The sequence below is a fragment of the Acidimicrobiales bacterium genome (genome assembly GCA_025455885.1).
Taxonomy (GTDB): domain Bacteria; phylum Actinomycetota; class Acidimicrobiia; order Acidimicrobiales; family Acidimicrobilacustridaceae; genus Rhabdothermincola_A.
Map to the genome: position 1 here is coordinate 260,960 of JALOLR010000002.1, position 23,212 is coordinate 284,171.

The 23,212-nt window shown below is 73.3% G+C and carries 21 protein-coding genes, 2 tRNA genes, 1 other RNA gene and 1 pseudogene; 14 read left to right on the top strand and 11 right to left on the bottom strand.

Annotation, left to right across the window (positions count from 1 at the left end; translation table 11 throughout):
- Positions 1-2: 2 nt before the first annotated feature.
- Positions 3-1,007, top strand: coding sequence for an LLM class flavin-dependent oxidoreductase (locus tag MUE36_02925; GenBank protein ID MCU0309881.1), 1,005 nt, complete (start codon positions 3-5; stop codon positions 1,005-1,007).
- Positions 1,004-2,806 (top strand): alpha-galactosidase, encoded by a 1,803-nt coding sequence (locus MUE36_02930; protein MCU0309882.1) that lies wholly within the window; start codon positions 1,004-1,006, stop codon positions 2,804-2,806. The genes MUE36_02925 and MUE36_02930 overlap by 4 nt, the downstream gene beginning before the upstream one ends.
- Here MUE36_02930 and MUE36_02935 read toward each other — a convergent pair.
- From MUE36_02935 to MUE36_02960, 6 genes are all read right to left on the bottom strand, one after another.
- Positions 2,796-4,676 carry an ABC transporter ATP-binding protein/permease gene (locus MUE36_02935; GenBank protein MCU0309883.1) on the bottom strand — a complete coding sequence of 627 codons (1,881 nt, stop codon included), beginning with the start codon at positions 4,674-4,676 and terminating at the stop codon, positions 2,796-2,798. The genes MUE36_02930 and MUE36_02935 overlap by 11 nt on opposite strands.
- Before the next feature lie 70 nt (positions 4,677-4,746).
- Positions 4,747-4,836, bottom strand: a tRNA-Ser gene (locus tag MUE36_02940).
- A 54-nt stretch (positions 4,837-4,890) separates the two neighbouring features.
- Positions 4,891-5,229 carry a MerR family transcriptional regulator gene (locus MUE36_02945; GenBank protein ID MCU0309884.1) on the bottom strand — a complete coding sequence of 113 codons (339 nt, stop codon included), beginning with the start codon at positions 5,227-5,229 and terminating at the stop codon, positions 4,891-4,893.
- On the bottom strand, positions 5,226-5,687 hold the full coding sequence (locus tag MUE36_02950; protein MCU0309885.1) for an Hsp20/alpha crystallin family protein: 462 nt from the start codon (positions 5,685-5,687) through the stop codon (positions 5,226-5,228). Before MUE36_02950 ends, MUE36_02945 begins: the two co-directional genes overlap by 4 nt.
- Before the next feature lie 65 nt (positions 5,688-5,752).
- Positions 5,753-6,211: a tRNA adenosine(34) deaminase TadA gene (tadA, locus tag MUE36_02955; protein ID MCU0309886.1), complete on the bottom strand. Its 459-nt coding sequence runs from the start codon at positions 6,209-6,211 to the stop codon at positions 5,753-5,755.
- Positions 6,212-6,457: 246 nt separating this feature from the next.
- Positions 6,458-6,542: transfer RNA gene (locus MUE36_02960), tRNA-Ser, on the bottom strand.
- 80 nt (positions 6,543-6,622) lie between these two features.
- Here MUE36_02960 and ffs point away from each other — a divergent pair.
- The 4 genes and pseudogenes from ffs (at position 6,623) to recR (ending at position 9,755) form a co-directional block, all read left to right on the top strand.
- An RNA gene (gene ffs / locus MUE36_02965) (signal recognition particle sRNA small type) lies at positions 6,623-6,721 on the top strand.
- A 60-nt stretch (positions 6,722-6,781) separates the two neighbouring features.
- A pseudogene (gene dnaX / locus MUE36_02970) lies at positions 6,782-7,792 on the top strand (DNA polymerase III subunit gamma/tau).
- Between the two features lie 908 nt (positions 7,793-8,700).
- Positions 8,701-9,156: a YbaB/EbfC family nucleoid-associated protein gene (locus MUE36_02975; GenBank protein ID MCU0309887.1), complete on the top strand. Its 456-nt coding sequence runs from the start codon at positions 8,701-8,703 to the stop codon at positions 9,154-9,156.
- Entirely contained in the window at positions 9,153-9,755 is a 603-nt protein-coding gene (recR, locus tag MUE36_02980) for a recombination mediator RecR (protein ID MCU0309888.1), read from the top strand. The genes MUE36_02975 and recR overlap by 4 nt, the downstream gene beginning before the upstream one ends.
- 9 nt (positions 9,756-9,764) lie before the next feature.
- Here the strand turns inward: recR and MUE36_02985 are convergent, their stop codons facing one another.
- Both MUE36_02985 and MUE36_02990 read right to left on the bottom strand, forming a co-directional pair.
- Complete coding sequence (locus MUE36_02985; protein ID MCU0309889.1) at positions 9,765-10,946, bottom strand: acetyl-CoA C-acetyltransferase; 1,182 nt, start codon at positions 10,944-10,946, stop codon at positions 9,765-9,767.
- Positions 10,947-11,037: 91 nt separating this feature from the next.
- A complete protein-coding gene (locus MUE36_02990) occupies positions 11,038-11,739 on the bottom strand; it encodes a hypothetical protein (protein ID MCU0309890.1) in 702 nt (233 codons plus the stop codon).
- Positions 11,740-11,933: 194 nt separating this feature from the next.
- Between MUE36_02990 and ccrA the strand changes: the two genes are divergently transcribed.
- On the top strand, positions 11,934-13,274 hold the full coding sequence (gene ccrA, locus MUE36_02995) for a crotonyl-CoA carboxylase/reductase (protein ID MCU0309891.1): 1,341 nt from the start codon (positions 11,934-11,936) through the stop codon (positions 13,272-13,274).
- A 14-nt stretch (positions 13,275-13,288) separates the two neighbouring features.
- Positions 13,289-13,765, top strand: coding sequence for a methylmalonyl-CoA epimerase (mce, locus tag MUE36_03000; protein ID MCU0309892.1), 477 nt, complete (start codon positions 13,289-13,291; stop codon positions 13,763-13,765).
- Between the two features lie 64 nt (positions 13,766-13,829).
- Here mce and MUE36_03005 read toward each other — a convergent pair whose 3' ends face one another.
- On the bottom strand, positions 13,830-14,396 hold the full coding sequence (locus MUE36_03005) for a hypothetical protein (protein MCU0309893.1): 567 nt from the start codon (positions 14,394-14,396) through the stop codon (positions 13,830-13,832).
- A 90-nt stretch (positions 14,397-14,486) separates the two neighbouring features.
- On the opposite strand from MUE36_03005, the gene xseA reads away from it, so the two are divergent.
- From xseA to MUE36_03020, 3 genes are read left to right on the top strand one after another with little or no spacing between them, the layout of a single operon-like run.
- A complete protein-coding gene (gene xseA, locus MUE36_03010; GenBank protein MCU0309894.1) occupies positions 14,487-15,890 on the top strand; it encodes an exodeoxyribonuclease VII large subunit in 1,404 nt (467 codons plus the stop codon).
- The gene (xseB, locus tag MUE36_03015) at positions 15,880-16,185 is read left to right on the top strand and encodes an exodeoxyribonuclease VII small subunit (GenBank protein ID MCU0309895.1); all 306 of its coding nucleotides are present in this window, start codon (positions 15,880-15,882) and stop codon (positions 16,183-16,185) included. The genes xseA and xseB overlap by 11 nt, the downstream gene beginning before the upstream one ends.
- Positions 16,182-17,255 (top strand): polyprenyl synthetase family protein, encoded by a 1,074-nt coding sequence (locus MUE36_03020; GenBank protein ID MCU0309896.1) that lies wholly within the window; start codon positions 16,182-16,184, stop codon positions 17,253-17,255. Before xseB ends, MUE36_03020 begins: the two co-directional genes overlap by 4 nt.
- Before the next feature lie 27 nt (positions 17,256-17,282).
- On the opposite strand, the gene MUE36_03025 is transcribed toward MUE36_03020, so the two are convergent.
- A complete protein-coding gene (locus MUE36_03025) occupies positions 17,283-17,933 on the bottom strand; it encodes an alpha/beta hydrolase (GenBank protein ID MCU0309897.1) in 651 nt (216 codons plus the stop codon).
- A complete protein-coding gene (locus MUE36_03030; protein MCU0309898.1) occupies positions 17,930-18,856 on the bottom strand; it encodes an alpha/beta hydrolase in 927 nt (308 codons plus the stop codon). Before MUE36_03030 ends, MUE36_03025 begins: the two co-directional genes overlap by 4 nt.
- Positions 18,857-18,929: 73 nt before the next feature.
- Here MUE36_03030 and MUE36_03035 point away from each other — a divergent pair, with 73 nt between their 5' ends.
- The 3 genes from MUE36_03035 to MUE36_03045 form a co-directional block, all read left to right on the top strand.
- Positions 18,930-20,516: a peptide chain release factor 3 gene (locus tag MUE36_03035; protein MCU0309899.1), complete on the top strand. Its 1,587-nt coding sequence runs from the start codon at positions 18,930-18,932 to the stop codon at positions 20,514-20,516.
- Positions 20,517-20,618: 102 nt separating this feature from the next.
- Entirely contained in the window at positions 20,619-22,184 is a 1,566-nt protein-coding gene (locus MUE36_03040; GenBank protein ID MCU0309900.1) for a PQQ-binding-like beta-propeller repeat protein, read from the top strand.
- Positions 22,185-22,348: 164 nt separating this feature from the next.
- On the top strand, positions 22,349-23,212 hold an 864-nt coding region (locus MUE36_03045; GenBank protein MCU0309901.1), incomplete at its 3' end, for a sodium/proton-translocating pyrophosphatase.

Sequence of the window (23,212 nt, forward strand, 5' to 3'; positions counted from 1 at the left end):
CGATGACCACGCTGCCGCCGCCCGCCTCGCCGGCGCCCTCGGCGCCCTTCGGTGCGCACTCGGTGTCGCTGCGGCTCTACCCCCACAACGAGCTGCGCGCGCCGGAGGTCGTCGCCGAGCTGTGCGGGCAGGCGGCCCGAGCCGTCGACGCCGGCTTCGACGGGGTGATGACCAGCGAGCACCACGGAGGGTTCGCCGGCTATCTGCCCAACCCGCTCCAGGTCACCGGATGGCAGCTCGACGCCATGACCGGTGGCTGGGCGGCGCCGTGCCCGCTGCTGCTCCCGCTGCGCCCCGTCGGCCTGTTGGCCGAGGAGGTCGCCTGGCTCGACGCCCGCTTCCCGGGTCGGGTGGGGCTGGGCGTGGGTCCCGGGTCGCTCGAGCTCGACTTCGAGGCCATGGACCTCGACCTCGCCGACGCCGTGCCGTCCTTCGTCCGCGACCTTCCCCGCCTGGCGGACATGCTGAGCGGCCGGGAGCTCGGCCCACTGGCCGGCGACCGCGCCCTCGCCGGGCTGGCCGTCGACGGTCGGTCGATCCCGCTGGTGAGCACGGCCATGAGCCCCGGCGCGGCCCGGCGGGCCGCCTCGGTCGGCGCCGGGGTGATCTACGACGGGGCCAGCCTCACCTCCCGGTTGCGGAGGCTGTCCGAGGCCCACGAGGACGCCGGCGGTGGCGGCCCGCGGGTCCTCGTGCGTCGGGTGTGGCTCGGGGAGCCGCCGGCCGACGCGTTCGCGGCGCAGTCCGACGTCTACCGGGGCTACACGCCGGCCGAGCGCCAACAGCACTGGCAGGGCTCGGGGTGGCTGTGCGACGACGACCCCGACGCCATCGCCGAGGCCTTGGCCGCGGCGCTCCGGGACAGCCGGTCGGACTGCCTCAACCTGCGCATCCACGCCCCGGGGGTGAGCCCCGGGCAGGCCCGCGACCAGATCGCGGCGTTGGGTGAGACCGTCCTCCCCCGACTGCGGAGCCGCCTGACCGCCACCGCGGGGGTCGACCGGTGAAGCTCGCGCTCGACCGGATCGAGGTCGACGGCGGCGGCTCGGTGCGCCTGGCCGGTCCGTGGGGTCGCGACGAGGGGCTCCGGGGCTTCTCGACCACGTTCACCGGACCCGAGCGCTGGCCCGACGGCACCCTCCCGGCCGGAGCGGAAGGGGAACGCTGGAGTTGGAGCGTGGCCGAGGACGGCGGCACGCCGCGGCCGGTCCGCTCGGCGTCCGTGGTGTTCCGGGTCGTCGACGCCCACGGCCCGTTGCGCATGTTCCGCCACGGCTACCAGTCGTGGAGCCCGTGCGGCACGGCCGTGTTCGGCGTCGACCACGACCCGTCCACCGCGCCGGGGTCGTTGGAGCTGCTCAGCGGGGCCCACCAGGCCGACCAACGCCGGGTGGTCGACCCCGAGGAGCTGCGCTCGGAGTGGGTGACCGTGCTCGTCGACGACGATGCCTCGCCGGTGGTCCTGGGCTTCACCGCGGGGACCAGCCACGACGGCACGTTCCGGCTGCGCCACGGTGCCCACGGCCCAGAGCTGTGGTGCGAGGCCTTCCTCGGCGACGCCCTGCTCGGCGTCGACGAGCGCCGGGAGCTCCACGACCTCGTGGTCGCTTCCGGGGCGGACGCCGAAGCGCTCCTGGCGGGGTGGGCCCGACTGGCCGGGGAAGTGGGGGCCGCCCGGGTCGACGCGCCCTTCCAGGTCGGCTGGTGCAGCTGGTACCACTACTTCCACGACGTCACCGAAGCCGACCTCGACGCCAACCTGGCCCTCGCCGACGGGTGGCCCTTCGACGTGTTCCAGCTCGACGACGGCTACCAGTCCGCCATCGGCGACTGGCTGACCACCAACGAGCGCTTCCCGTCGGAGCTCGACGCCATCGCCGGGCGGATCGCCGCCGCGGGGCGGCGACCCGGCATCTGGCTGGCGCCCTTCCTCGCCGCCCCCGACTCCGAGGTGGCCACCCGCCACCCGGACTGGCTGGCCCGCACCGCCGACGGCGATCCGCTCGTCACCATGTTCAACCCCCCCTGGGAAGGGGATCTCCAGGGGTTCATGTACGGGCTCGACACCACCCATCCCGAGGTCGTCGACCACCTCGAGCGCGTGGCCGAGACCCTCGTGGTCGCGGGCTTCTCCTACCTCAAGCTGGACTTCACGTTCGCCCCGTCCTTCGACGGGCGTTGGCACGACCGCGGACGCACCCCGGCCGAGCGGGTCCGTTCGGGCTACGAGGCCGTGCGACGGGGAGCCGACCGGGGGGCGGTCACGGCCGGCGGATCGACGCCGGCCTTCCTGCTCGGCTGCGGGGCGCCGCTGGCTCCCGTGGTCGGCGTGGTGGACGGGAACCGCATCGGCGCCGACGTCGCCCCGTCGTGGCCGGTCGAGGCGTCCACCCAGCCGTTACCCGGCTATCGGGAGAGCCAGCCCTCCACGATGAACGCCTGGCGCAACACCGCCGCCCGGTCCTTCATGCACCGGCGGCTCTGGCTGAACGACCCCGACTGCCTGATGCTGCGCAGCGACGAGACCGAGTTGGGCGTCGACGCCGCCCGCACCTGGGCGACGGCGGTAGCCGTGTCGGGTGGGATGGCGTTGGTGTCCGACGACCTCGCGCTGCTCGGGCCCGACGCCCGGCGGCTCCTCGACGAGACGCTCGAACTCGGTCGGACCGCCGACCGCGCCGCCCGCGAGGGCGAGGTCGCCGTCCCGCTCGGCCTGCTCGACGGCGAGATGCCCGCCGGCATCGCGTCGCCGGCCGGGCACCTGCGCGTCGACCCGGCATCGGGGCGGTCGACGCTCAGACGATGAGCTCGCCCAACTCGCCTCGCACCAGCGTGCGGTAGAGCTCGGCGTAGAGGCCCTCGGCGGCGAGCAGGTCCTCGTGCCGACCGTGCTCGACCAGACGGCCCTCGTCGAGCACGAGGATCTGGTCGGCGTTGGCGATGGTGGACAGCCGGTGGGCGATCACGAGGGCGGTCCGACCCTCGAGCGCGGTGGCCAGCGCCCGCTGCACCAGCGCCTCGTTCTCGCTGTCGAGGTGGCTGGTGGCCTCGTCGAGGATCACGACGGCCGGGTCCTTCACGAGCACGCGGGCGATGGCCAACCGCTGCTTCTCGCCGCCGGAGAGCCGGTAGCCCCGCTCCCCCACGACGGTGTCGTAGCCGTCGGGGAGGGCGGCGATGACGTCGTGGACCTGCGCGGCGCGACAGGCCTGGACGATCTCGTCGTCGGTGGCGTCGGGGCGGGCGTAGCGCAGGTTCGCCGCCACCGTGTCGTGGAAGAGGTGGGGGTCCTGGCTGACCACGCCGACGGCGCCGCGCAGCGAGTCGAGGGTGACGTCGCGCACGTCGTGGCCGTCGATGCGCACCGCGCCACCGGTCACGTCGTAGAGCCGGGGCACGAGGGAGCTGAGCGTCGTCTTGCCGGCCCCCGAGGGCCCGACGAGGGCGACCAGGTCGCCGGGTTCGGCGGTGGCGGTGATCCGGTGGAGCACCTCGACCCCGGCCCTTGCGTCGAGTTCCTCGCCACCGGGACCCTCGAGCGACGCCAGCGACACCTCGCTCGCCGCGGGGTAGCGGAACGTGACGTCGTCGAACTCGATGCGGCCGGTCACCGCCGGCAGGGCGACGGCGTCGGGCCGGTCGGCGATGGGGTTGTCCATGTCGAGGACCTCGAAGACCCGGTCGAAGGACACGAGCGCCGTCATGATGTCGACACGGGCGTTGGACAGCCCGGTGAGCGGCGCGTAGATCTGGGTGACGAGCGCGGCCAGGGCGACCATGGTGCCGAGGGTGATGGTGCCCCTGATGACGAGCTCGCCACCGAGCCAGTAGACGAGCGCCGTGCCGATCGCCCCGACGAGGGTGAGGGCGATGACGAAGGTCCGGCCGTAGAGGGCGCTCTTGATGCCGATGTCACGGACCCGCCCGGCCCGACCCGAGAACTCCTCGGACTCGCGGGTGCGGTGACCGAAGAGCTTGACGAGCAGGGCGCCCGAGACGTTGAAGCGCTCGGTCATCGTGGTGTTCATCGAGGCGTTGAGGTTGAAGCCCTCCCGGGTCATCGACGACAGACGCCGACCGACGCGCTTGGCCGGGACGATGAAGATGGGCAGCACCACGAGGGTGAGCAGGGTGAGGCGCCACTCGAGGAGCAGCATGGCCACGAGGGTCGTCGTGAGGACGATGAAGTTCGACACCACCGACCCGAGCGTGGTGGTGACGGCGCGCTGGGCGCCGATCACGTCGTTGTTGACTCGGCTCATCAACGCGCCGGTCTGGGTGCGGGTGAAGAACGCGATCGGCATGGCCGACACGTGGTCGAAGAGCCGCACCCGCAGGTCGTAGATGAGGCCCTCCCCGATGCGGGCGGAGTAGAAGCGCTCGACGAACGACAACAGGGCCGCTCCGAGCGCGGCGGCGACGATGAAGGCCGCCAGGACGGTGAGCATCGTGCCGTCGGCCTGCGGGATGGCGATGTCGATGATCCGGCGCAGCAGCAGCGCGGGGACCAGGGCGAGCAGGGCCTGGGCGATGATCACGAGGACGAAGGCGACGAGCGCGCCCCGGTAGGGCCGGGCGAAGGCGAGGACCCGGCGGACGGTGCGGCGACCGACCTTCACCCCCTTCACCTGCGAAGCGTCGGATCCCATCAGCATGTGCGGCGACTGGTGCATCATCAGGAGGACGAGGCTATGGCCCGAACGCGCCGCCGACGCCCTGGGGGCGCCGGCGGTGGGTGGTGTGAGGTGGCGGAGAGTGTGGGATTCGAACCCACGGTGAGCCGAAACCCACAACGGCTTTCGAGGCCGCCCCATTCGTCCGCTCTGGCAACTCTCCGTCGGCGACCCTATCGGGGGCCTGCGGGATCGGGCCAGATGGATGACACGCCGCTCAGCGTCGGATCGGGGTGTCGGTGGACGCCTCGATCCGACGCTCCAGCTCGATGATGCGGCTCAGGGCCGCACCCGTGAAGCCCTGTCGGGCGAGCGCTTCGGCCGCCGCCAGCCGCTCGATGTCCTGGCGGGAGTAACGGCGCTGGTTGCCCGACGGGCGGGCGCTCTCCTGCGCAGCGGCGATCTCGAGACGACGAAGGGCCTGGGTCCCGATGCCCAACAGCTCGGCCACGACGCCGACGGTGTACAACGGCTCGGCGGGATCGTCGAGGCGTTCCCGCCAGGAGGGGGCCGCGTCACGCCGCGGCCGACCCGACCCCCTCCCGGCGGCGGTCACGTGCTGGTGACCTCGATCGGCTCGGGCGCCTGACGGTCGCCGCCGGCGCGGCGGACCTCGACGCGGCGGGGCTTGGCGCTCTCGCTGAGCGGGATGCGCAGGCGCAGCACGCCGTCGTGGTACTCCGCATCGACGTGCTCGACGTCGAGCGTGTCACCGAGCATCAGGCGCCGGGTGACCTGGGCCTCGGACCGCTCCCGGACCAGGTACGCCGCGCCCTCGGGGGCGGTGCGGCGGCGATGGGCCGCCACACGCAGCTCGCCCTGCTCGATCTGCAGGTCGATGCTGTCGGGATCGACGCCCGGCAGGTCGAACTCGACGGTGATCACGTCGCCCAGTCGGTAGGCGTCCATGGGAGCGCTGAAGCTGGACGGGGCCTCGAAGAATCGATCCCACTGGCGGAGCGGATCAGTCCTCATCAACATCTCGGAAACCTCCTTCATGTCAGGGAACATCATCGACATCGCAAGGATACCGATGCCATGCGCGATCGACAAGCCCTCACTTGATGGAAGGAAAGCTGTCAGCGTCGGGCGGCGAAGAAGTCGCTCAACACCGTGGCGCACTCGCCGGCCCGCACGTCGGGCACCGTGGCGAACTCGTGGTTCAGCCGGGGGTCGGCGCCGAGGTGGTACAGCGAGCCCAGCGCCCCCGCCTTGAGGTCGCGGGCCCCGAACACCACCCGGGCCAGCCGGGCGTTCACCGCCGCGCCGGCGCACATGGCGCACGGCTCGAGCGTGACGACGAGCGTGGCGTCGGTGAGGCGCCACGTGCCGAGCGCCAGCGCCGCGTCGCGCAGCGCCAGCACCTCGGCGTGGGCCGTGGGGTCGCCGATGAGCTCGCGCTCGTTGTGGCGGGACGCCACCACCCGACCGTCGACGACCACCAGTGCGCCGACCGGGACGTCGCCGTGGTCGATCGCCCGGCGGGCCTCGTCGAGGGCCAGGCCCATCAGCTCGTCGTCGCTCGGCGGGGAGGTCACGACACGGAGGCGGCGGCGAGGTCCATGGCGCCATCTTGGTGCAGGACGGCCGTGCGGAGGCCCGCCGTCTACGCTCCCGACCCATGATCATCGCCGTCATCGCCGTCATGGCCTTCGTGATCGCCGTGGGGATCCTCGTCACCTGGCTGTTCATGCGCGGCAAGGCCACCCCGGGTCCGCCCTCGCTCCCGGAGGAGTGACGCGCACCGTCCCCACCCGGTGAGGCCGGACGGGGACGGGATCGAGCGGAGGGAGTGGGATTCGAACCCACGGTGAGTTTCCCCACACACGCTTTCCAAGCGTGCCGATTCGGCCGCTCTCGCACCCCTCCTGGGGCCCCCGCACGGCCGGGCCGGGCGGGGAACGCAGCCGAGAGGGTATCGTGTGCGTCGGCCCGCTCTCGCGTGTGGCGGTCGGGCCCTGTGCAATCGGAGCCCGCGAACCGGGTCAGGGCCGGAAGGCAGCAGCTCTCACCGGGACCTCCGATGTGCCGCAGGTCGCCTGACCGTCACACGGGGGAGCGGGCCTCGTCGCGGCCGCCCGGGAGACCGGTCGGTAGGCTCGGCCCCGATGGCCTACCAGTCGCTCTACCGCCGCTACCGGCCCCAGCGCTTCGCCGAGGTCCGCGGCCAGGAGCACCTGGTCACGGCGTTGCGCAACGCCGTCGTCGACGAGCGGGTCGGTCACGCCTACCTGTTGAGCGGCCCCCGGGGCACGGGGAAGACCTCCACCGCACGCATCCTGGCCAAGGTGCTCAACTGCGAGCGGCCCGTCGACGGTGAGCCGTGCGGCGAGTGCCCGTCCTGCGTCGCCATCGAGGCCGGCACCAGCTTCGACGTGCACGAGCTCGACGCGGCGTCCAACAACGGGGTCGAGGCCATCCGCGACCTGATCGCCAAGGCCTCGCTCGGCACGCCCGGCCGGACGAAGGTGTACATCCTCGACGAGGTCCACATGCTGTCGACGCCGGCGTCGAACGCGCTCCTGAAGACCCTGGAGGAACCGCCCGAGCACGTCGTCTTCGTACTGGCCACCACCGATCCGCAGAAGGTGCTGCCCACCATCCGCAGCCGCACCCAGCACTTCGAGGTCAACCTGCTCCCCGCCGCCGAGCTCGAGTCGTTGGTCGACGACGTGGTGGCCGACGCCGGGCTCGACGTCGACGCCGAGGGCCGGGCCTACGTCCTGCGCGCCGGTGCCGGCTCGGCCCGGGACACCCTCTCGGCGCTCGAGCGGGTGGTGGCCGCCGGCGGGGCACCCGAGGGCACCGACAGCCTCGACGACCTCGTCGAGGCGGTCTGCGACCGTGACACCGCCGCCGCCCTCCTGGCCGTCGAGGCCGCCATGGCCCGCGGACGCAGCCCCCGGGTGCTGGGCGAGTCCCTCATCGCCCGCCTGCGCGACATCTTCCTCGCCGCCGTGCACGCCGACCTGGCGCGGCTCAGCGACGACGACCGGGCGCGGTGCGAGGACCAGGCCGGCCGCCTCACCGCCGCCGGTGCGACTCGAGCCCTCGAGGTGCTCGGCGACGCGTTCGTCGGCATCCAGGACGCACTCGACCCCCGCATCCCGCTCGAGGTGGCCCTCGTCCGCCTGACCCGGGCCGACGCCGACACCTCCCCCGAGGCCCTCGCCGAGCGGATCTCCCGCCTCGAGTCCGGGATGGTGACACCCCCGACCCGCACGTCACCCGCGCCCGCGCCACCCTCCTCGACGGCAGTCGCGCCCGACGCACCGGCGGCCGAACCGTCGCCGGCCGGGCCGACCCCGCCCCCACCGGCCGGACGACCCGCCGACGGTGCCCGCGACGTCCTGGCCCGCACCCGCGGCGCCACCACGGCACCGGCCCCGCCGACGAGGACGCCGCCCGCCGCCGGCACCCGCGAGCCACCGCCCCCCAGCCGCGCCGCCGGCGCGGCGCCCGCCACCCCGCCCGCCACCCCGCCCGCCGTCGAGGCCCCCGACCCTGCGGTCGCCGTCGCTCCCCCGCCCGACGACATCACCGACCCGACCCCTGTCGCCTCCACCGGGGCGCCGACGGCCCCCGCCCCGGACCTCTCGACGCTCGACGCCGCCTGGACGGCCCACGTGATGGGCGCCCTCCCCCAGCGGGCCCGGGTGCGCTTCGCCGGCGGGCGATGGCTGTCCGTCGACGACACCACGGCCGTCTTCGGCCTCCCGAACCCGGTGCACGCCCAACGCTGCGAGGAGTGCCGCGCCGACGTCGAGGCGGCGCTGGCCGCCCATCTCGGCCGACCCCTGGCCGTGCAGCTCACCGTCGACGGCGACGCCGAGGACCCCTCCGCCCCCCGCCGGGCGCCCACCGCCGTCGACGATCCCTCCGACGTCGACCTCACCGACCTGACCGACGCCACCGACGCCGTCGAGACGGGGATCGACCGGGTGGCCGCGGTCTTCCCCGGCGCCGAGCTCGTCGACCCGCCCGCCGACCGGCTCCTGTGAGCCGACCCGAGACCCCGGAGCACCCCATGTCAGAGTCGTTCGACCTCAACGCCATCCTCGGCCAGGCGATGGAGATGCAACAACAGCTCCTCGCCGCCCAGGCGCAGGCCGCCGAGGCCGAGATCACCGGGAGCGCCGGGGGCGGCGCGGTGGAGGTCACGGTGACCGGCGGCATGGACTTCCGTCAGGTCACGATCCGCCCGGACGCCGTCGACCCCGACGACGTCGCCATGCTCGAGGACCTCGTCCTGGCCGCGCTCAACGACGCCATGAACCAGATCGGGGAGATGCAGCAGAGCTCCCTCGGCGGCCTCGACCTCGGGGGCCTTGGGGGCATCGGGGGTCTCGGCGGCCCCGAGGGCCCGGCCGGCACCGGCCCCGGCGGTGGCTTCAGCCTCGAGGCCCTGATGGGCTCCGAGCCCGTCGAGGCGGAGGTCGTCGAGACCGGGGACGACGAGCCCGGGCCCACCGACCGGTCGTGACCTTCTACGCCGGTCCGGTCCAGGACCTCATCGACGAGCTGGGCCGGCTCCCGGGAGTGGGCCCCAAGTCGGCCCAACGGATCGCCTTCCACCTCCTGAAGACCCCCACGGCCGACGCCCTGCGCCTCGCCACCTCGATCACGGTGGCCAAGGAGCGGGTCACGTTCTGCCCGCGGTGCTTCAACATCGCCGAGGGCGAGGACTGCGGGATCTGCGCCGACCCGCGACGGGAGACGTCGCTGGTGTGCGTCGTCGAGGAGTCACGCGACATCGTGGCCGTGGAGAAGACCGGCGAGTTCCGGGGGCGCTACCACGTCCTGCAGGGCGCGATCAGCCCGATCGAGGGCATCGGCCCGGACCAGTTGCGGGTCAGGGAGCTGCTGGCCCGCATCGAGCCCGAGGGGATCACCGAGGTCATCCTGTGCACCAACCCCAACATCGAGGGTGAGGCGACGGCGATGTACCTGGGGCGGCTCCTGAAGCCGCTCGGGCTCAGGGTCACCCGCATCGCCAGCGGCCTGCCGGTGGGCGGCGACCTCGAGTACGCCGACGAGCTGACGCTGGGCCGCGCCCTGGAAGGACGCCGCGAGATCGAGTGACCCGACGGGTCAGACGGTGCCGAGCAGGATGGCGTCGCCCTGTCCGCCGCCGCCGCACAGCGCGGCGGCGCCCTTGCCCCCGCCGCGGCGCTTGAGCTCCATCAGCAGGTGCAGCGCGAGGCGGTTGCCGGACATCCCGATGGGATGGCCGAGGGCGATGGCCCCGCCGTTGACGTTGGTGACCTCGCCGGTGATGCCGAGGGTGGCCATCGACGCCACGCCGACGGCTGCGAAGGCTTCGTTGAGCTCGAACAGGTCGAGGTCCCCCACGGCCATGCCCGCCCGGGCGAGGGCGGCGTTGATGGCGTTGGCCGGCTGGTCGAGCAACGACGCGTCGGGCCCGGCCACCTGGCCGTAGCCCAGGATCCGGCCGAGGGGCTCACCGCCGAGGCGCTCGGCGGCCGCCTCCGAGCACACCACCACGGCCGACCCGCCGTCGGAGATCTGCGAGGCGTTGCCGGCGGTGATGTTGCCCGCCTTGTCGAACGCCGGGCGCAGCGCGCCGAGGCTGTCGATGGTGGTGCCGGGGCGCACACCCTCGTCCTCGCGGAAGACCACCGGGTCACCCTTGCGCTGGGGGATCTCGACAGGGACGATCTCGTCGTCGAAGAGCCCGTCCTTCTGGGCCTTCGCGGCCCGCTCGTGGCTCAGCGCAGCGAGCTCGTCCTGGGACTCGCGGGACAGACCCTTGGTCGCCGCGTACTTCTCGGTGCCGGCGCCCATGGCGCACTGGTCGATGGCGCAGAAGAGCCCGTCGAACATCATCGAGTCGACCACGGTCTGGTCGCCCATGCGGTAGCCGGCGCGGGCGCCCGGCAGCAGGTAGGGCGCGTTGGTCATCGACTCCATCCCGCCGGCGACGACGATGTCGGCCTCGCCGGTCTGGATCATCATGTCGGCGACGTGGATGGCGTTGAGACCCGACAGGCAGACCTTGTTGATCGTGGTGGCGGGAACGCTCAGGGGCACCCCGCCGGCGACCGCCGCCTGGCGAGCGGTGAGCTGGCCGGCGCCGGCGAGCAGCACCTGGCCCATGATCACGGCGTCGACCTGGTCGGGCTCGACCCCGCCGCGGGCGAGGGCCGCCTTGATGGCGATGCCTCCGAGATCGGTGGCCGCGAAGCCGGCCAACGCTCCGGAGAGCTTGCCGATCGGCGTGCGGGCACCACTGAGAACGACGGATCCGGCCATGGTTTCCCTCCCGAGGGTGACAGGGTCGTCAGTGTAGGGAAGGAATCCCGCCAGGGGCCAAAGACGACCCTCGTCGCCGCGGCGCGGCGCCTCAGCCCAGGTCGGTGCGGTTGCTGCGCATCGATTCGCGCTGCTCCGCCGGGTTCGACGACCAGACGGGGGACTCGGTGGCGGAGCGGGCGGCCCGCTCGATGGCCGAGCGCACCATCCGCGTCACCGGGTCCTCGGTGTCGTCGTCCTCCACCGCGGCGTCGCTGACGCCCGAGGCGGGGACCGGTGGGGCAGGACGGACCGAGGTGGTGACCGACGCCCCGAGGGGCACGACCTCGCGCTCGGCGAGGGCGTCGGCCTCGAGCTCGCCGACGGCCTCGGCCGGAGGCGCCGCCTCGTCGCCGAGGGCGATGGCGGGTTCGCCGTCCTCGGTGAGGTCGACGACGGCGTGGGGGAGGCGAGCGAGGCGTTCGATGACGGACTCCAGTTCGCGTCGGGTGGCCACGAGTCGCTCGATCGTACCGTCGGCGCCCCGGCGGACCTCGTTCGCCTCGTCGAGCATCGCCGTGGCCTCGGCCTGGGCATCGGCCACGAGCCGAGCGGCGTGCTCACGGTCGTTGCGGGCCCGGGTGGCGAGCTCCGACGCCTCGACCTGGGCGCGGGCACGAACCACCTTGGCCTCGGCCTCGGCGCGGCCCTTGACGGCCAGTGCCTCGACCTCGGCGCGGGCGAGGATCGCGTCGGCTTCGGCCCGGGCACGGGCCACCATCGCCTCGGCATCGATCTCGTCGGGCAGGGCCATCGTGAACGCTCCTCGGACCGGGACCCTCCCGTCCCGGACGGACACGAGTGTAGCCACACGACCACGCGCAGTGTTCGATCGGCCCGGCACCCCGGCGCCGACCGCGACCGTCGCCCGCGCCGCCGACGCGGCGGTGGCTGACGACCCCGTCAGCTTCTTGGCGCCGCACGGCCCGCCACCACTACCTTGCCGCCATGCAGCAGATCCTCGACGCCATCCAGGCCGGCGCATCCAGTGACGAGTTCGCCGCCCTCCCGATCCCCGAGTCCTACCGCGCCGTGGTCGTCCGCAAGGACGAACAGGAGATGTTCGCCGGTCTCCCCAGCGCCGAGAAGGACCCCCGCCGCTCCCTGCACGTCCAGGAGATCGCGCTCCCGGAGATCGCCCCCGACGAAGCCGTGATCGCCGTCATGGCCAGCTCCATCAACTTCAACACGGTGTGGAGCGCCATCTTCGAGCCGGTGTCCACCTTCGGCTTCCTCTCCCGGCTCGGGCGCGAGGGCTACTGGGGGGCCCGTCACGACCAGGACTTCCACGCCGTGGGCTCCGACGCCTCCGGCGTCGTGCTCCGCGTCGGTTCGGCCGTGCGGAAGTGGAAGCCGGGCGACAAGGTCGTCGTCCACTGCAACTACGTCGACGACCAGGACCACTCGAGCCACAACGACTCGATGCTGGCCGACAACCAGCGCATCTGGGGCTTCGAGACGAACTACGGCGGTCTCGCCGACCTCTCCGTCGTCAAGGCCAACCAGCTCATGCCGAAGCCGGCCCACCTCACCTGGGAGGAGTCGGCGGTCAACGCGCTGTGCAACTCCACCAGCTACCGGATGCTCGTCAGCGCCAACGCCGCCCCGATGCGCCAGGGCGACGCCGTGCTCGTCTGGGGAGCCACCGGCGGGCTCGGCGGCTACGCCGTGCAGTACGTGCTCAACGGCGGCGGCACTCCCGTCGGCGTCGTCTCCTCGCCCGACAAGGTCGAGCTCTTGAAGGACCTCGGGTGTGAGGCCGTGATCGACCGCAAGGCCGCCGGCTACCGGTTCTGGTCCGACGAGCACACCCAGGACGAGAGCGAGTGGCGCCGCCTCGGGAAGGACATCCGCGGGTTGATCGGCCGCGACGTCGACATCGTCTTCGAGCACCCCGGACGCCAGACCTTCGGGGCCTCCGTCTTCGTCGCCGCCCGGGGCGGCACGATCGTCACCTGCGCGGCGACGAGCGGCTTCATGATCGAGTTCGACAACCGCCACCTCTGGATGAAGCTCAAGCGCATCGTCAGCTCGCACTTCGCCAACTACGCCGAGGCGTGGGAGGCCAACGACCTCATCTGCCAGGGCCGGATCCAACCCATCCTGTCGGCGGTCCACCCTCTCGAGGGGTCCGGCGAGGCCGCCTACCAGGTGCACCGCAACCTCCACGAGGGGAAGATCGCCGTGCTCTGCGCCGCGCCCGAGGAGGGCCTCGGCATCGACGACCCCGAGTTCCGTGCCGAGGTCGGCGAAGATCGCGTCACCGCCTTCCGCCGTCACGGCGCCTGAGACAGGAGACCCCCATGAGCATCAACGTGCGTCGGCCCGGCGAGGACGACCAGCAGACCCAGACCACCCAGTCGGGCCAGACCCGCCCGCTGCTCACCGAGATCGACCACATCGCCATCGCCGTGCCCGACCTCGGCGAGGCCATCGACTACTACCGGGAGACCTTCGGGGCGGTCGTCGACCACCGTGAGGTCGTCGAGAGCGACGGGGTGGAGGAGGCGCTGTTGAAGGTGGCCGAGAGCTACGTCCAGCTCCTCACCCCGACCCGCGACGACTCGACCGTGGCCAAGTGGCTCGAGAAGCGGGGCGGGCCGGGCATCCACCACGTGGGCTACCGGGTGGCCGACTGCGGCGAGGCCCTCGACGCCGTGAAGGCCCAGGGCTTCCGCGTCCTCGACGACGCGCCCCGCCCCGGCTCACGGGGCACGACGGTGGCCTTCATCCACCCGAAGGACGCGCTGGGCACGCTGATCGAGCTCGTCGAGGAGTAGCGCCGCCGATCGGCTCGGGGCGCCCGGGTCGGTCCGGCGGTCAGGTGGTCAGGTGGTCAGGTGGTCAGGGGCACTCGACCCGGACCCAGCGCTCGACCTCGACGGTGGCCGCCGCCACCTCGGCCTGGCGGGGGTAGCCGTCGATGGTGGCCCGGGCCGACGCCGCATCGGGCGCCGCCTGGGTCTCGTCGGCGACGAAGTTCGCGAAGTCGCTCAGGTCGGCGAGCGGGCCCCGCAGCGACTCGGGCCCGGCGGCCGCGGCCTGGTCGTAGAGGGCGGCGTTCAGGCGGGCGTCCACCACGACGCGCTGGCGCTCGTCGGGCCAGCTGTCCAGGTCCCGCGGCAGGAGGTCGGCGACCGGCAGCGCCCGCCGCAACGCGTCGCAGCTCGCCGCCGAGGGCGGCGCACCCGGTTCGGTGGACGGTGGGGGCAGCACCGAGGGCGACGGAGGCCCGGGCACCGAGGACCCGGTGGTCGCCGGCGCCTCCTCCCCGGGCGAGCCGGCGAGGGTCGTCCCCGTCCCGGCACCCGTGGTCGGCACCGCCGAGTCGGTCCCGTCGCCGTCCGAGCACCCCGACGCCACCGTCAGGGCCACGACGACGACGAGCGCGGGGAGCAGGGATCGACGCATCCCTCCGACTGTAGGCACGCCGGGCCCGACCCCCTCCGCCACCCGGGCGGGGTCGGGGGCCCTCGCGGTCACGCCACTACCGTGCCCCGGATGCCCGAGCGCACCTTCACCGTGGTGGAACTGGCCGCCGCCGTCGCCGAGGTCGTGGAGGGCCGGTTCGGCAGCGGCCTGTGGGTCGAGGGCGAGGTGGCCTCGATGAGCCGGAGCCGCCAAGGGCACGTCTACTTCGACCTCGTCGACCGTCCCCCGGAGGGCGGTGCTCCCGTCGCGGCCATCCCCACCGTGCTGTGGTCCTCGGCGCGCGAGCGCGTCAATGCGCTGCTGCGCCGCCACGACAGCATCCGCATCGTCGACGGGGTACGGATCCGGATCGGAGGGCGCATCGAGTTCTACCCACCCAAGGGCCGGCTGCAGCTCCAGATGCAGCAGATAGATCCCACGTACACCCTGGGCCTGTTGGCCGGCGAGCGCGATCGTGTCGTGCGGCTCCTCGAGGCGGAAGGGCTGCTGCACCGCAACAGGGGCCTCGTCCTCGGGCTGTCACCGCGGCGCGTGGGACTCGTGACGGCGGCACGTAGCGCGGCGGAGGCCGACGTGCTGCAGACCCTCCGCGACAGCGGGCTGGCCTGGGAGGTCGTCCACGTCGACACCCGGGTGCAGGGCGTCGGCGCCGAACGCGAGGTCGCAGCGGCGCTGCACACCGTGGTGCGCCACGACGTGGACGTGGTGGCCCTCGTCCGCGGCGGTGGAGCCCGCACCGACCTCGCCGTCTTCGACCACGAGCTCGTCGCGCGCACCATCGCCGGCCTGCCCGTCCCGGTGATCACCGGCATCGGCCACGAGACCGACCAGAGCGTCGCCGACCTCGTCGCCCACCGCAGCGAGCGCACGCCCACCGCCTGCGCGCACGCGCTGGTCGAACACGTCAGGTCCGGAGCGGCCCGCGCCGAGCAGGCCTGGACCGGCATCGCCAGGCTCGCCACCGCGACCCTCGATCGGGCGGACGCCGACGCCGACGGGCGCGCCCGACGCGCCGCCCGGGCCGGGCGCGCCCGGATCGACCTCGCCGAGCACCGCCTCGCCGACGACCAGCGCCGCCTGCGCCGGCGCGCCGCCGACGCGACCTCCTCCGGTGCCGCCCGCCTCGAGCGCCGCGCCGGGCGAGTCGCCGCGGCCTCACGAGCCCACCTCCGTGTGCACGACCAGCGGATGGCCCGGGCCGTCACCGACCTCCGGGCCGGCGGCGCCCGCGCGCTGCTCGGTGCGGAGCACCGGGTCGAGCTGCAGGCCGCACGGGCCGCCGCCCTCGACCCGGGTCGGGCCCTCGCCCGGGGATGGACGATCACCCGGACCGTGACCGGCGCCGTGGTCCGTGGCACCATCGACGTCTCGCCCGGGGATCGCATCGTCACGACGGTCCGCGACGGCACCATCACCTCGGTCGTCGAGGCCGGCCCGGAACCACGAACGGAGAGCGACGCCGATGCCCGCTGAGGCCACCGCCGACGGGGACCACGACGACCTCGCGTACGCCGACGCGGTCGCGGAGCTCGAGGAGATCCTCACCGAGCTCGACCGCGACGACGTCGACGTCGACCGGCTCGCCGAGCAGGTGCAACGGGCGGCGTCGCTGATCACCCTGTGCCGCAGCCGCCTCCAGGCCGCCCGCGTCGAGGTGACCCGCATCGTGGCCGACCTCGACACCCTCGACACCGGCGACACCCCCGACGGCCCTGTGCCCTCCGCCGTCGACGCCGCCTCGCCCGACGGCCCAGGGGCCACCCCGTGAGCGCCGAGCGGCCGACGTCGGCCGTCGCCCCCCCGGCCCTGCTCGCCGTGGCCGGACCGGTCGAGGACCGCCTGCGGGAGATCCTCGCCGAGGAGACGGCCCGGTGGCTCGACGTCGACGGCGACCTCGCCGCCCCGCTCGACGTGCTCACCCGGTTCGTCCTGAACGGCGGCAAACGCCTGCGCCCGGCGTTCTGCCACTGGGCGTTCGTCGGCGCGGGCGGTGACCCCGACGACCCGCTGGTGGTCGACGCCGGTGCCGCGTTCGAACTCCTCCACGCGTTCGCCCTCGTGCACGACGACGTGATGGACGGGTCCCACACGCGACGGGGCGAGCAGACCGTCCACCTCGAGTTCGAGGACCTGCACGGGCGGAGCGACTGGCGGGGCGAGCCGCGTCGCTTCGGCGAGGGGGTGGCGATCCTCGTCGGCGACCTGGCCGACGTGTACGCCGACCGGCTCATGGGAGCGACCCCGCCCCCCACCTTCGCGGTGTGGAGCGAGCTCAAGATCGAGCTCAACGTCGGGCAGTACCTCGACGTCCTCGGCACCGCCCGGCCCGGCACCGACCTCGCCACCGCCCACCGGATCGCCCGCTACAAGTCCGGCAAGTACACGATCGAGCGCCCGTTGCACGTCGGGGCGGCGCTGGCCGGTCGGTTCGACGAGCTCGAAACGGCGCTGTCGGCGTACGGCGCGCCCCTCGGTGAGGCCTTCCAGCTTCGCGACGACATCCTCGGGGTGTTCGGCGACGCCGCCCGCACCGGCAAGCCCGTGGGCGACGACCTGCGCGAGGGCAAGCCCACCCCGCTGCTGGCCACCGCGTTGCAGTGGGCGAGCGGGCCCGACGCCGCCCTGCTCGAACGCGTGGGTGCCGCCGACCTCGACGACGACGAGGTGCGGGCGCTGCAACAGGTGCTGGTCGACTCCGGCGCCAAGGCGCACATCGAGGCCACCATCGGCGACCTCACCGACGTGGCGCTGCACACCCTCGAGCGCTCGCCGCTCCGGCCCGAGGCCGTCGACGCCCTCACCGACCTCGCCCACTACGTCGCCGCCCGCGACCTCTGAGCCGCGCCCGTCTCGAGTCCGAGCCCGTCAGCGCAGCGTTCGGAGCGCCTCCTCGAGGGGCAGGTCGAGGACGCCGATGTCGGCGGCGACGGCGGCCAACCAGTCGGGACGCACCCGGGCGCTGACGACGATGGGCGCCGGAACCTCACTGTCCTCCACCGCGAAGCGCACGAAGTCGAGCGCGTAGTCGGGAGGGCGCACGTCACGCGAGAGCTCGAGCAGCGCATAGGGGTCGGGGGTGACGTCGGGGTCGGGGTCGAGGAGGGTCACGTAGGGCGACGGGGGTTGGTGACCACCCCCGGCCAGGCCCGGGCCGTCGGCCAGGATCGCCCCGTGCACGAGCCGGGGACGCCCACCGGCCACGAGGAGCGCGATCCAGGCCCCGAGGCCCCGTCCGACGACCGTGACCGGGCCGTGGCGCTGGAGCACGGCGTCCACGTCGTAGGTGAGCCCCTCGGGCGTGTACCCGCCACCCCTGGGGACGCCCGACTCGCCGTGCCCGGTGAAGTCGAGCCCGAGCACCGGCCCGGGCCACGCCGCCGTCCAGGCCGGTCGCGTCGCGGGGGTGCGTTCACCGAGACCGTGCAGCAACAGCAGCGGCCGCCCGTCGCCGGGGGCGAGGGTGTGCAGCGCCAGGTGGAGGCGCCCCGACGGCAACCGCTCGGTGGTGCGGCTCACCGGTGGGGCTCCAGGAACTCGAGGACGAGGTCGGCCATCGCCCGGGGCTGCTCGATGTGGAGGAAGTGGCCGATGTCGTCGCAGAACTCGAGGCGCCCACCGGGCGGCAGGTAGGGCTCGACGTCGGCGCGACGGCTGTTCCAGCCCATCGGGTCGTCGGCCACCCCCGAGAGGACCCCGAGGAACGGCATCGGCAGGGCGGCCAGGTGGTCCATCGACCACTGGGGCCGCCAGGGTCCGAACCCGCCGAGGTGCAGCACCGGATCGATCTTCCAGCGCCAGCCGTCGTCGTCACGACGGGCACCGACGGTGACGAGGTACTCGAGCCACGCACGGCTCAGGCGGGGGTTCATCGGGGCCCGGCGGCCGGCCAGCCCCTCGATGGTGTCGGGGCGGCGACGGAGCTCGTTGCGTCGCACCCGGCGGTCGAGCGACGCCTCGAGGTCGGCCCGGCGCATGCGGCGCCGCTCGCGATCGCTGATGTCCGGCGCGGAGTGCTGCGAGGGCAGTCCGTCGAGGTTGACGAAGGCACGGGCCAGCCCGGGGCGGGCGTCGAGCAGGTCGAGCATCTGTCCGCCGCCCTTCGAGTGGCCGACCACACAGATCGGGGCGTCGGTGAGCTCGGCGAGCACCGCGTAGTGGTCGCGCACGTCGGCGGCCCAGCTGTAGAGGTGGGCGTGCTCGGAGTCACCGTGCCCCCGGGCGTCCCACGCCACGACCCGCCAGCCGGCGTCGGCCAGCAGCGGCGCGAACACGTCGAACGTCCGGGAGAAGTCGAACCCTCCGTGGACCAGGGCGAGGAGGGGATCGCCGGGGTCGCCCCACTCGTTCAGCGCCAGGTCGAGGCCGCTCCCGTGCAGCCGACGGGTGCGATCCGGGGCCCGGGCGCCGGGCACGCTCCTCGTCTCCTCGGTGTGGGCCACTCGACGATCGTAGGGGTGCGCCGGGCCGCCGCCGGGCGAGGCGGACGGGAGCGGCCGGTAGCCTCGGACGGCCATGCCCTCCCCCGCCGCCGAGGCCGCCCGGCGCCGCACGTTCGCCATCATCAGCCATCCCGATGCCGGCAAGACGACGCTCACCGAGAAGTTCCTGCTCTACGGCGGCGCGCTCACCGCCGAGGCGGGGGCGGTCAAGGCGCGCTCCGGACGCCGGTCGGCGACGTCGGACTGGATGGCCCTCGAACAGCAGCGCGGCATCTCGATCACGTCGACGGTCCTGCAGTTCCCGTACCGCGACTGCGTCGTCAACCTGCTCGACACGCCCGGCCACCGGGACTTCTCCGAGGACACCTACCGGGTCCTCGCCGCCGCCGACGCCGCGGTGATGGTGCTCGACGCCGCCAAGGGGATCGAGCCCCAGACCCTCAAGCTCTTCGACGTCTGCCGCCAGCGCGAGATGCCCCTGCTCACCTTCGTCAACAAGTGGGACCGGCCCGGACGTGACGCGCTCGAGCTCATCGACGAGATCGAGGACCAGATCGGCCTGGTCGTCACGCCGGTCACCTGGCCGGTCGGCATCGCCGGTGACTTCCGCGGGGTGGTCGACCGTCGCGACGGGCTCTTCACCCGGTTCACCCGCGTGGCCCGGGGCGCCACCGAGGCTCCGGAGGAGGTCGTGTCACCGGACCGCGCCGCGGCCGACGAGGGTGCCGCCTGGGACGCCGCCCAGGACGAGCTCGCGCTGCTCGACGAGGTCGGCGCCGACGTCGACGTCGAGCTGTTCGAGGGTGCGCAGTCCACGCCGGCGTTCTTCGGCTCGGCGCTCACGAACTTCGGGGTCCGCAAGCTGCTCGACGCCGTGATCGACCTCGTCCCCGCCCCCGGCCCCCGGCCCGACGCGGCCGGCGAGCCCCGCCCCCACGACCCCCCCATCTCGGGTTTCGTGTTCAAGGTGGCGGCCAACATGGATCCCTCCCACCGGGACCGCATCGCCTTCCTGCGCGTCTGCTCGGGCCGCTTCGAGCGCGGCATGGTCCTGACCCACGACACCACCGGGAAGCCGTTCACCACGAAGTACGCGCACCAGGTGTTCGGGTCCGAGCGCGAGACCATCGACGAGGCCTTCCCCGGCGACGTGATCGGCCTCGTGAACGCCACCGACGTCCGGGTGGGCGACACCCTGTGGCTCGACGAGCCGGTCACCTTCCCGGTCATCCCGAGCTTCGCGCCCGAGCACTTCAGCGTGGCCCGGGTCCGCGACACCGCCCGGTTCAAGCAGTTCCGCCGGGGCATCGCCCAGCTCGACGAGGAAGGCGTGGTGCAGGTGCTGCGCGACGCCGACCAGGGCGACCAGGCGCCGGTGCTCGCCGCCGTCGGTCCGATGCAGTTCGACGTCGCCACCTACCGCCTCGAGAACGAGTTCGGCGCCCCGGTGGAGCTGTCGCCCACCAGCTACCGCATCGCCCGGCGGACCGACGGGCCGAGCGCCGAGGCCCTCCGGGGCATGAGGGGTGTCCGGGTCCTGGGTCGGGCCGACGGTACGCTCATGGCGCTGTTCGAGAGCCAGTTCTGGCTCGAGCGCCTCGAGCACGACAACCCCGAGCTGGTGCTCGAACGCCTCGTCGCCGAGGGCAGCGCCGGCTGAGACGCCCCCGAGGTACGTGTGTCCGATCCGAACCGGCCCTACCCCCCGGTGGGAGCGCACGGCGGTCCGCCGCGGCCCTCCCGGCCGCCGTGGCTGGCGCCGATGGCGGTGCTGGTGGCGATCGTGGCGCTGTGGGGCGGCTTCGCGCTGGTGTCCGCCGACGGCGGCGGACCGGACACCGCCGGGCCCGACGAGCCGGCCGGCTCGGACGACACCCGGCCCGCCGAGGAGGTGGCCGCCGACACCACCGAAGCGCCCCTGCCCCCGTTCGACGGGTGGGTGGACCCCGCGAGCAGCGGGCGCATGTGGAGCGAGGAGGTCCCCGGCATCCTGACCTTCCGGGGCAATCCGACCCGCTCCTACTACGGCGAGGGTCCCGTCCCCACCGCCCCCCAGGTGCTGTGGACCTACCCCCAGGGCACGATGTGCGGCAACTCGACCGACGGGAGCGGAACGCAGACCTGGTGCGGGACGGGCTGGACCGGCCAGCCCAACGTCCACGAGCAGGACGGACGCACGGTGGTGTCCTTCGGCGCCTACGACTACGGGGTGCACTGGGTCGACGCCGAGACCGGGACCGACCTACGGCCGGCGTTCGAGACCGGCGACATCATCAAGGGCACCGTCACCACCGATCCCGACGGCTACCCGCTCACCTACTCGGGGTCACGGGACAACTACTACCGGATCCTCGCCACCGACCGGCCGGGCGAGGCGGTCGAGCTGTGGAGGCTCGGCGCCACGGATTTCGGTGTGCAGAAGGTGTGGAACGACGACTGGGACGGGTCCGGCCTGGTGATCGACGACTACCTCTTCGAGGGCGGCGAGAACAGCTGGTTCTACATCGTGAAACTCAACCGGGCCTACGGCCCCGACGGGCTCGTGACCGTGAACCCCGAGGTCGTGTTCCGCACCCCGAGCTGGGACGCCGAGCTCGAGGCCGTCATCAGCGACCGCCAGTTCAGCATCGAGAACTCGGTGGCCGTCTCGGGCAACACCGTCTACTTCGCGAACTCCGCCGGCCTCGTGCAGGGCTGGGACATCACCGGGCTGAAGGAGGGGGTCGAGCCCACCCGGGTGTTCCGATTCTGGACGGGCGACGACACCGACGCCTCCATCGTGATCGACCCCGAGGGCTACCTCTACGTGGGCTCGGAGTACGAGCGGCGCAACACCCGCTCCACCGAGGTCGGCCAGATCATGAAGCTCGACCCCCGCAACCCCGAGAACCCGCTCGTGTGGTCGGTGAAGGACCAGGCCCCGGGCAAGCAGGGCGTGTGGGGCACACCGGCGCTCGCGAACGGAGTGGTCTACGCCGACACGAACGCCGGGCGGGTGCTCGGCATCGACCAACAGACCGGGGAGGTGCTGTGGGAGAAGGACCTCGGCTCCCAGACCTGGCAGTCCCCGGTCGTGGTCGACGACCGGCTCCTCATCGGCGACTGCCAGGGCGTGCTGCGGGCCTACGACGTGTCCGACCCGAGGGTCGACCCGCCGGAGGTGTGGGCGGTGCAGCTCGAGGGGTGCATCGAGTCCACACCCGCGGTGTGGAAGGGCCGGATCTACGTGGGCACCCGGGGCGGGAAGATGTACGCCCTCGGCGACCCACCGGCGACCGCTACCCCGGCGTTGCCGGACAGCGCCGAGGGGGCGACGACGCCGAGGTGAGCCCGTCGGCCCGTGGGTCCGACGCCGGGCCGGGTCGTCGTCCGCGGGGGCCGAGGTTTGACACTCGAGGCGCCTGACGACTGGAATCTCGGCGCTCGCCGCAGGGGGATGCGCGCGTGCGTCGCCGCGCCGGGAGTCCGGCACAACCAGAAGGGCACCACCAGATGATCGACGTCCTCGCCGCAGCGGAAGGCGGCTGGCAGACCTTCACGCTCGACACCGCCGAATGGGGCTGGCTCATCTTCCTCGTCGGCGTGGCCGTCGTGGCCCTCGCGGTCGGCGGAGTGCTCATGCGCAACGTCCTGGCCCAGGAGCAGGGCACCCAGGAGATGCAGGAGGTCGCCGGAGCCATCCAGGAAGGCGCCCTCGCGTACCTGAAGCGCCAGTTCCGCACGATCGCCGTCATCGTGGTGCCGCTGGCCGTCATCGTGTTCGTCACCTCCACCGCGGTCGACAAGCCCGACGGGGAGACGGCGCTGACGTTCGCCCAGTCGGGCCTGTGGCGCACGGTGGCGTTCGTCCTCGGGTGCGTCTTCTCGGGAGCCATCGGCTTCTTCGGCATGTGGCTCGCCGTCCGGGGCAACGTGCGCACCACCGCCGCCGCCCGGCGCAGCGACTTCCCGGCGGCGCTCCAGGTGGCCTTCCGCACCGGCGGCGTCGCCGGCCTCCTGACCGCCGGCCTGGGCCTGCTCGGCACGGTCCTGATCGTGATGATCTTCCAGAACACGGCCTCGGCCATCCTCGTCGGCTTCGGCTTCGGTGGGTCGCTGCTGGCGCTCTTCCTCCGGGTCGGCGGCGGCATCTTCACCAAGGCCGCCGACGTGGGCGCCGACCTCGTGGGCAAGGTCGAGGCGGGCATCCCCGAGGACGACCCCCGAAACCCGGCCACCATCGCCGACAACGTCGGCGACAACGTGGGCGACTGCGCGGGCATGGCCTCCGACCTCTTCGAGAGCTTCGCCGTCACCCTCGTCGCCTCCATCATCCTCGGCGTCTCGGGCTTCCGGGGCATCGGGCTCGGCCCGGAG

Bases quoted from the DNA above. Each gene is read 5' to 3' on its own strand.
- MUE36_02975 (MCU0309887.1), top strand. From the start codon at position 8,701: ATGTCAGAGTCGTTCGACCTCAACGCCATCCTCGGCCAGGCGATGGAG.
- MUE36_03035 (MCU0309899.1), top strand. From the start codon at position 18,930: ATGCCCTCCCCCGCCGCCGAGGCCGCCCGGCGCCGCACGTTCGCCATC.
- xseB (MCU0309895.1), top strand. From the start codon at position 15,880: ATGCCCGCTGAGGCCACCGCCGACGGGGACCACGACGACCTCGCGTAC.
- MUE36_02925 (MCU0309881.1), top strand. From the start codon at position 3: ATGACCACGCTGCCGCCGCCCGCCTCGCCGGCGCCCTCGGCGCCCTTC.
- MUE36_02985 (MCU0309889.1), bottom strand. From the start codon at position 10,946: ATGGCCGGATCCGTCGTTCTCAGTGGTGCCCGCACGCCGATCGGCAAG.
- MUE36_02990 (MCU0309890.1), bottom strand. From the start codon at position 11,739: ATGGCCCTGCCCGACGAGATCGATGCCGAGGCGATGGTGGCCCGTGCC.
- MUE36_03005 (MCU0309893.1), bottom strand. From the start codon at position 14,396: ATGCGTCGATCCCTGCTCCCCGCGCTCGTCGTCGTCGTGGCCCTGACG.
- MUE36_02935 (MCU0309883.1), bottom strand. From the start codon at position 4,676: ATGATGCACCAGTCGCCGCACATGCTGATGGGATCCGACGCTTCGCAG.
- MUE36_03040 (MCU0309900.1), top strand. From the start codon at position 20,619: ATGGCGGTGCTGGTGGCGATCGTGGCGCTGTGGGGCGGCTTCGCGCTG.
- MUE36_02950 (MCU0309885.1), bottom strand. From the start codon at position 5,687: ATGATGTTCCCTGACATGAAGGAGGTTTCCGAGATGTTGATGAGGACT.
- ccrA (MCU0309891.1), top strand. From the start codon at position 11,934: ATGCAGCAGATCCTCGACGCCATCCAGGCCGGCGCATCCAGTGACGAG.
- xseA (MCU0309894.1), top strand. From the start codon at position 14,487: ATGCCCGAGCGCACCTTCACCGTGGTGGAACTGGCCGCCGCCGTCGCC.
- mce (MCU0309892.1), top strand. From the start codon at position 13,289: ATGAGCATCAACGTGCGTCGGCCCGGCGAGGACGACCAGCAGACCCAG.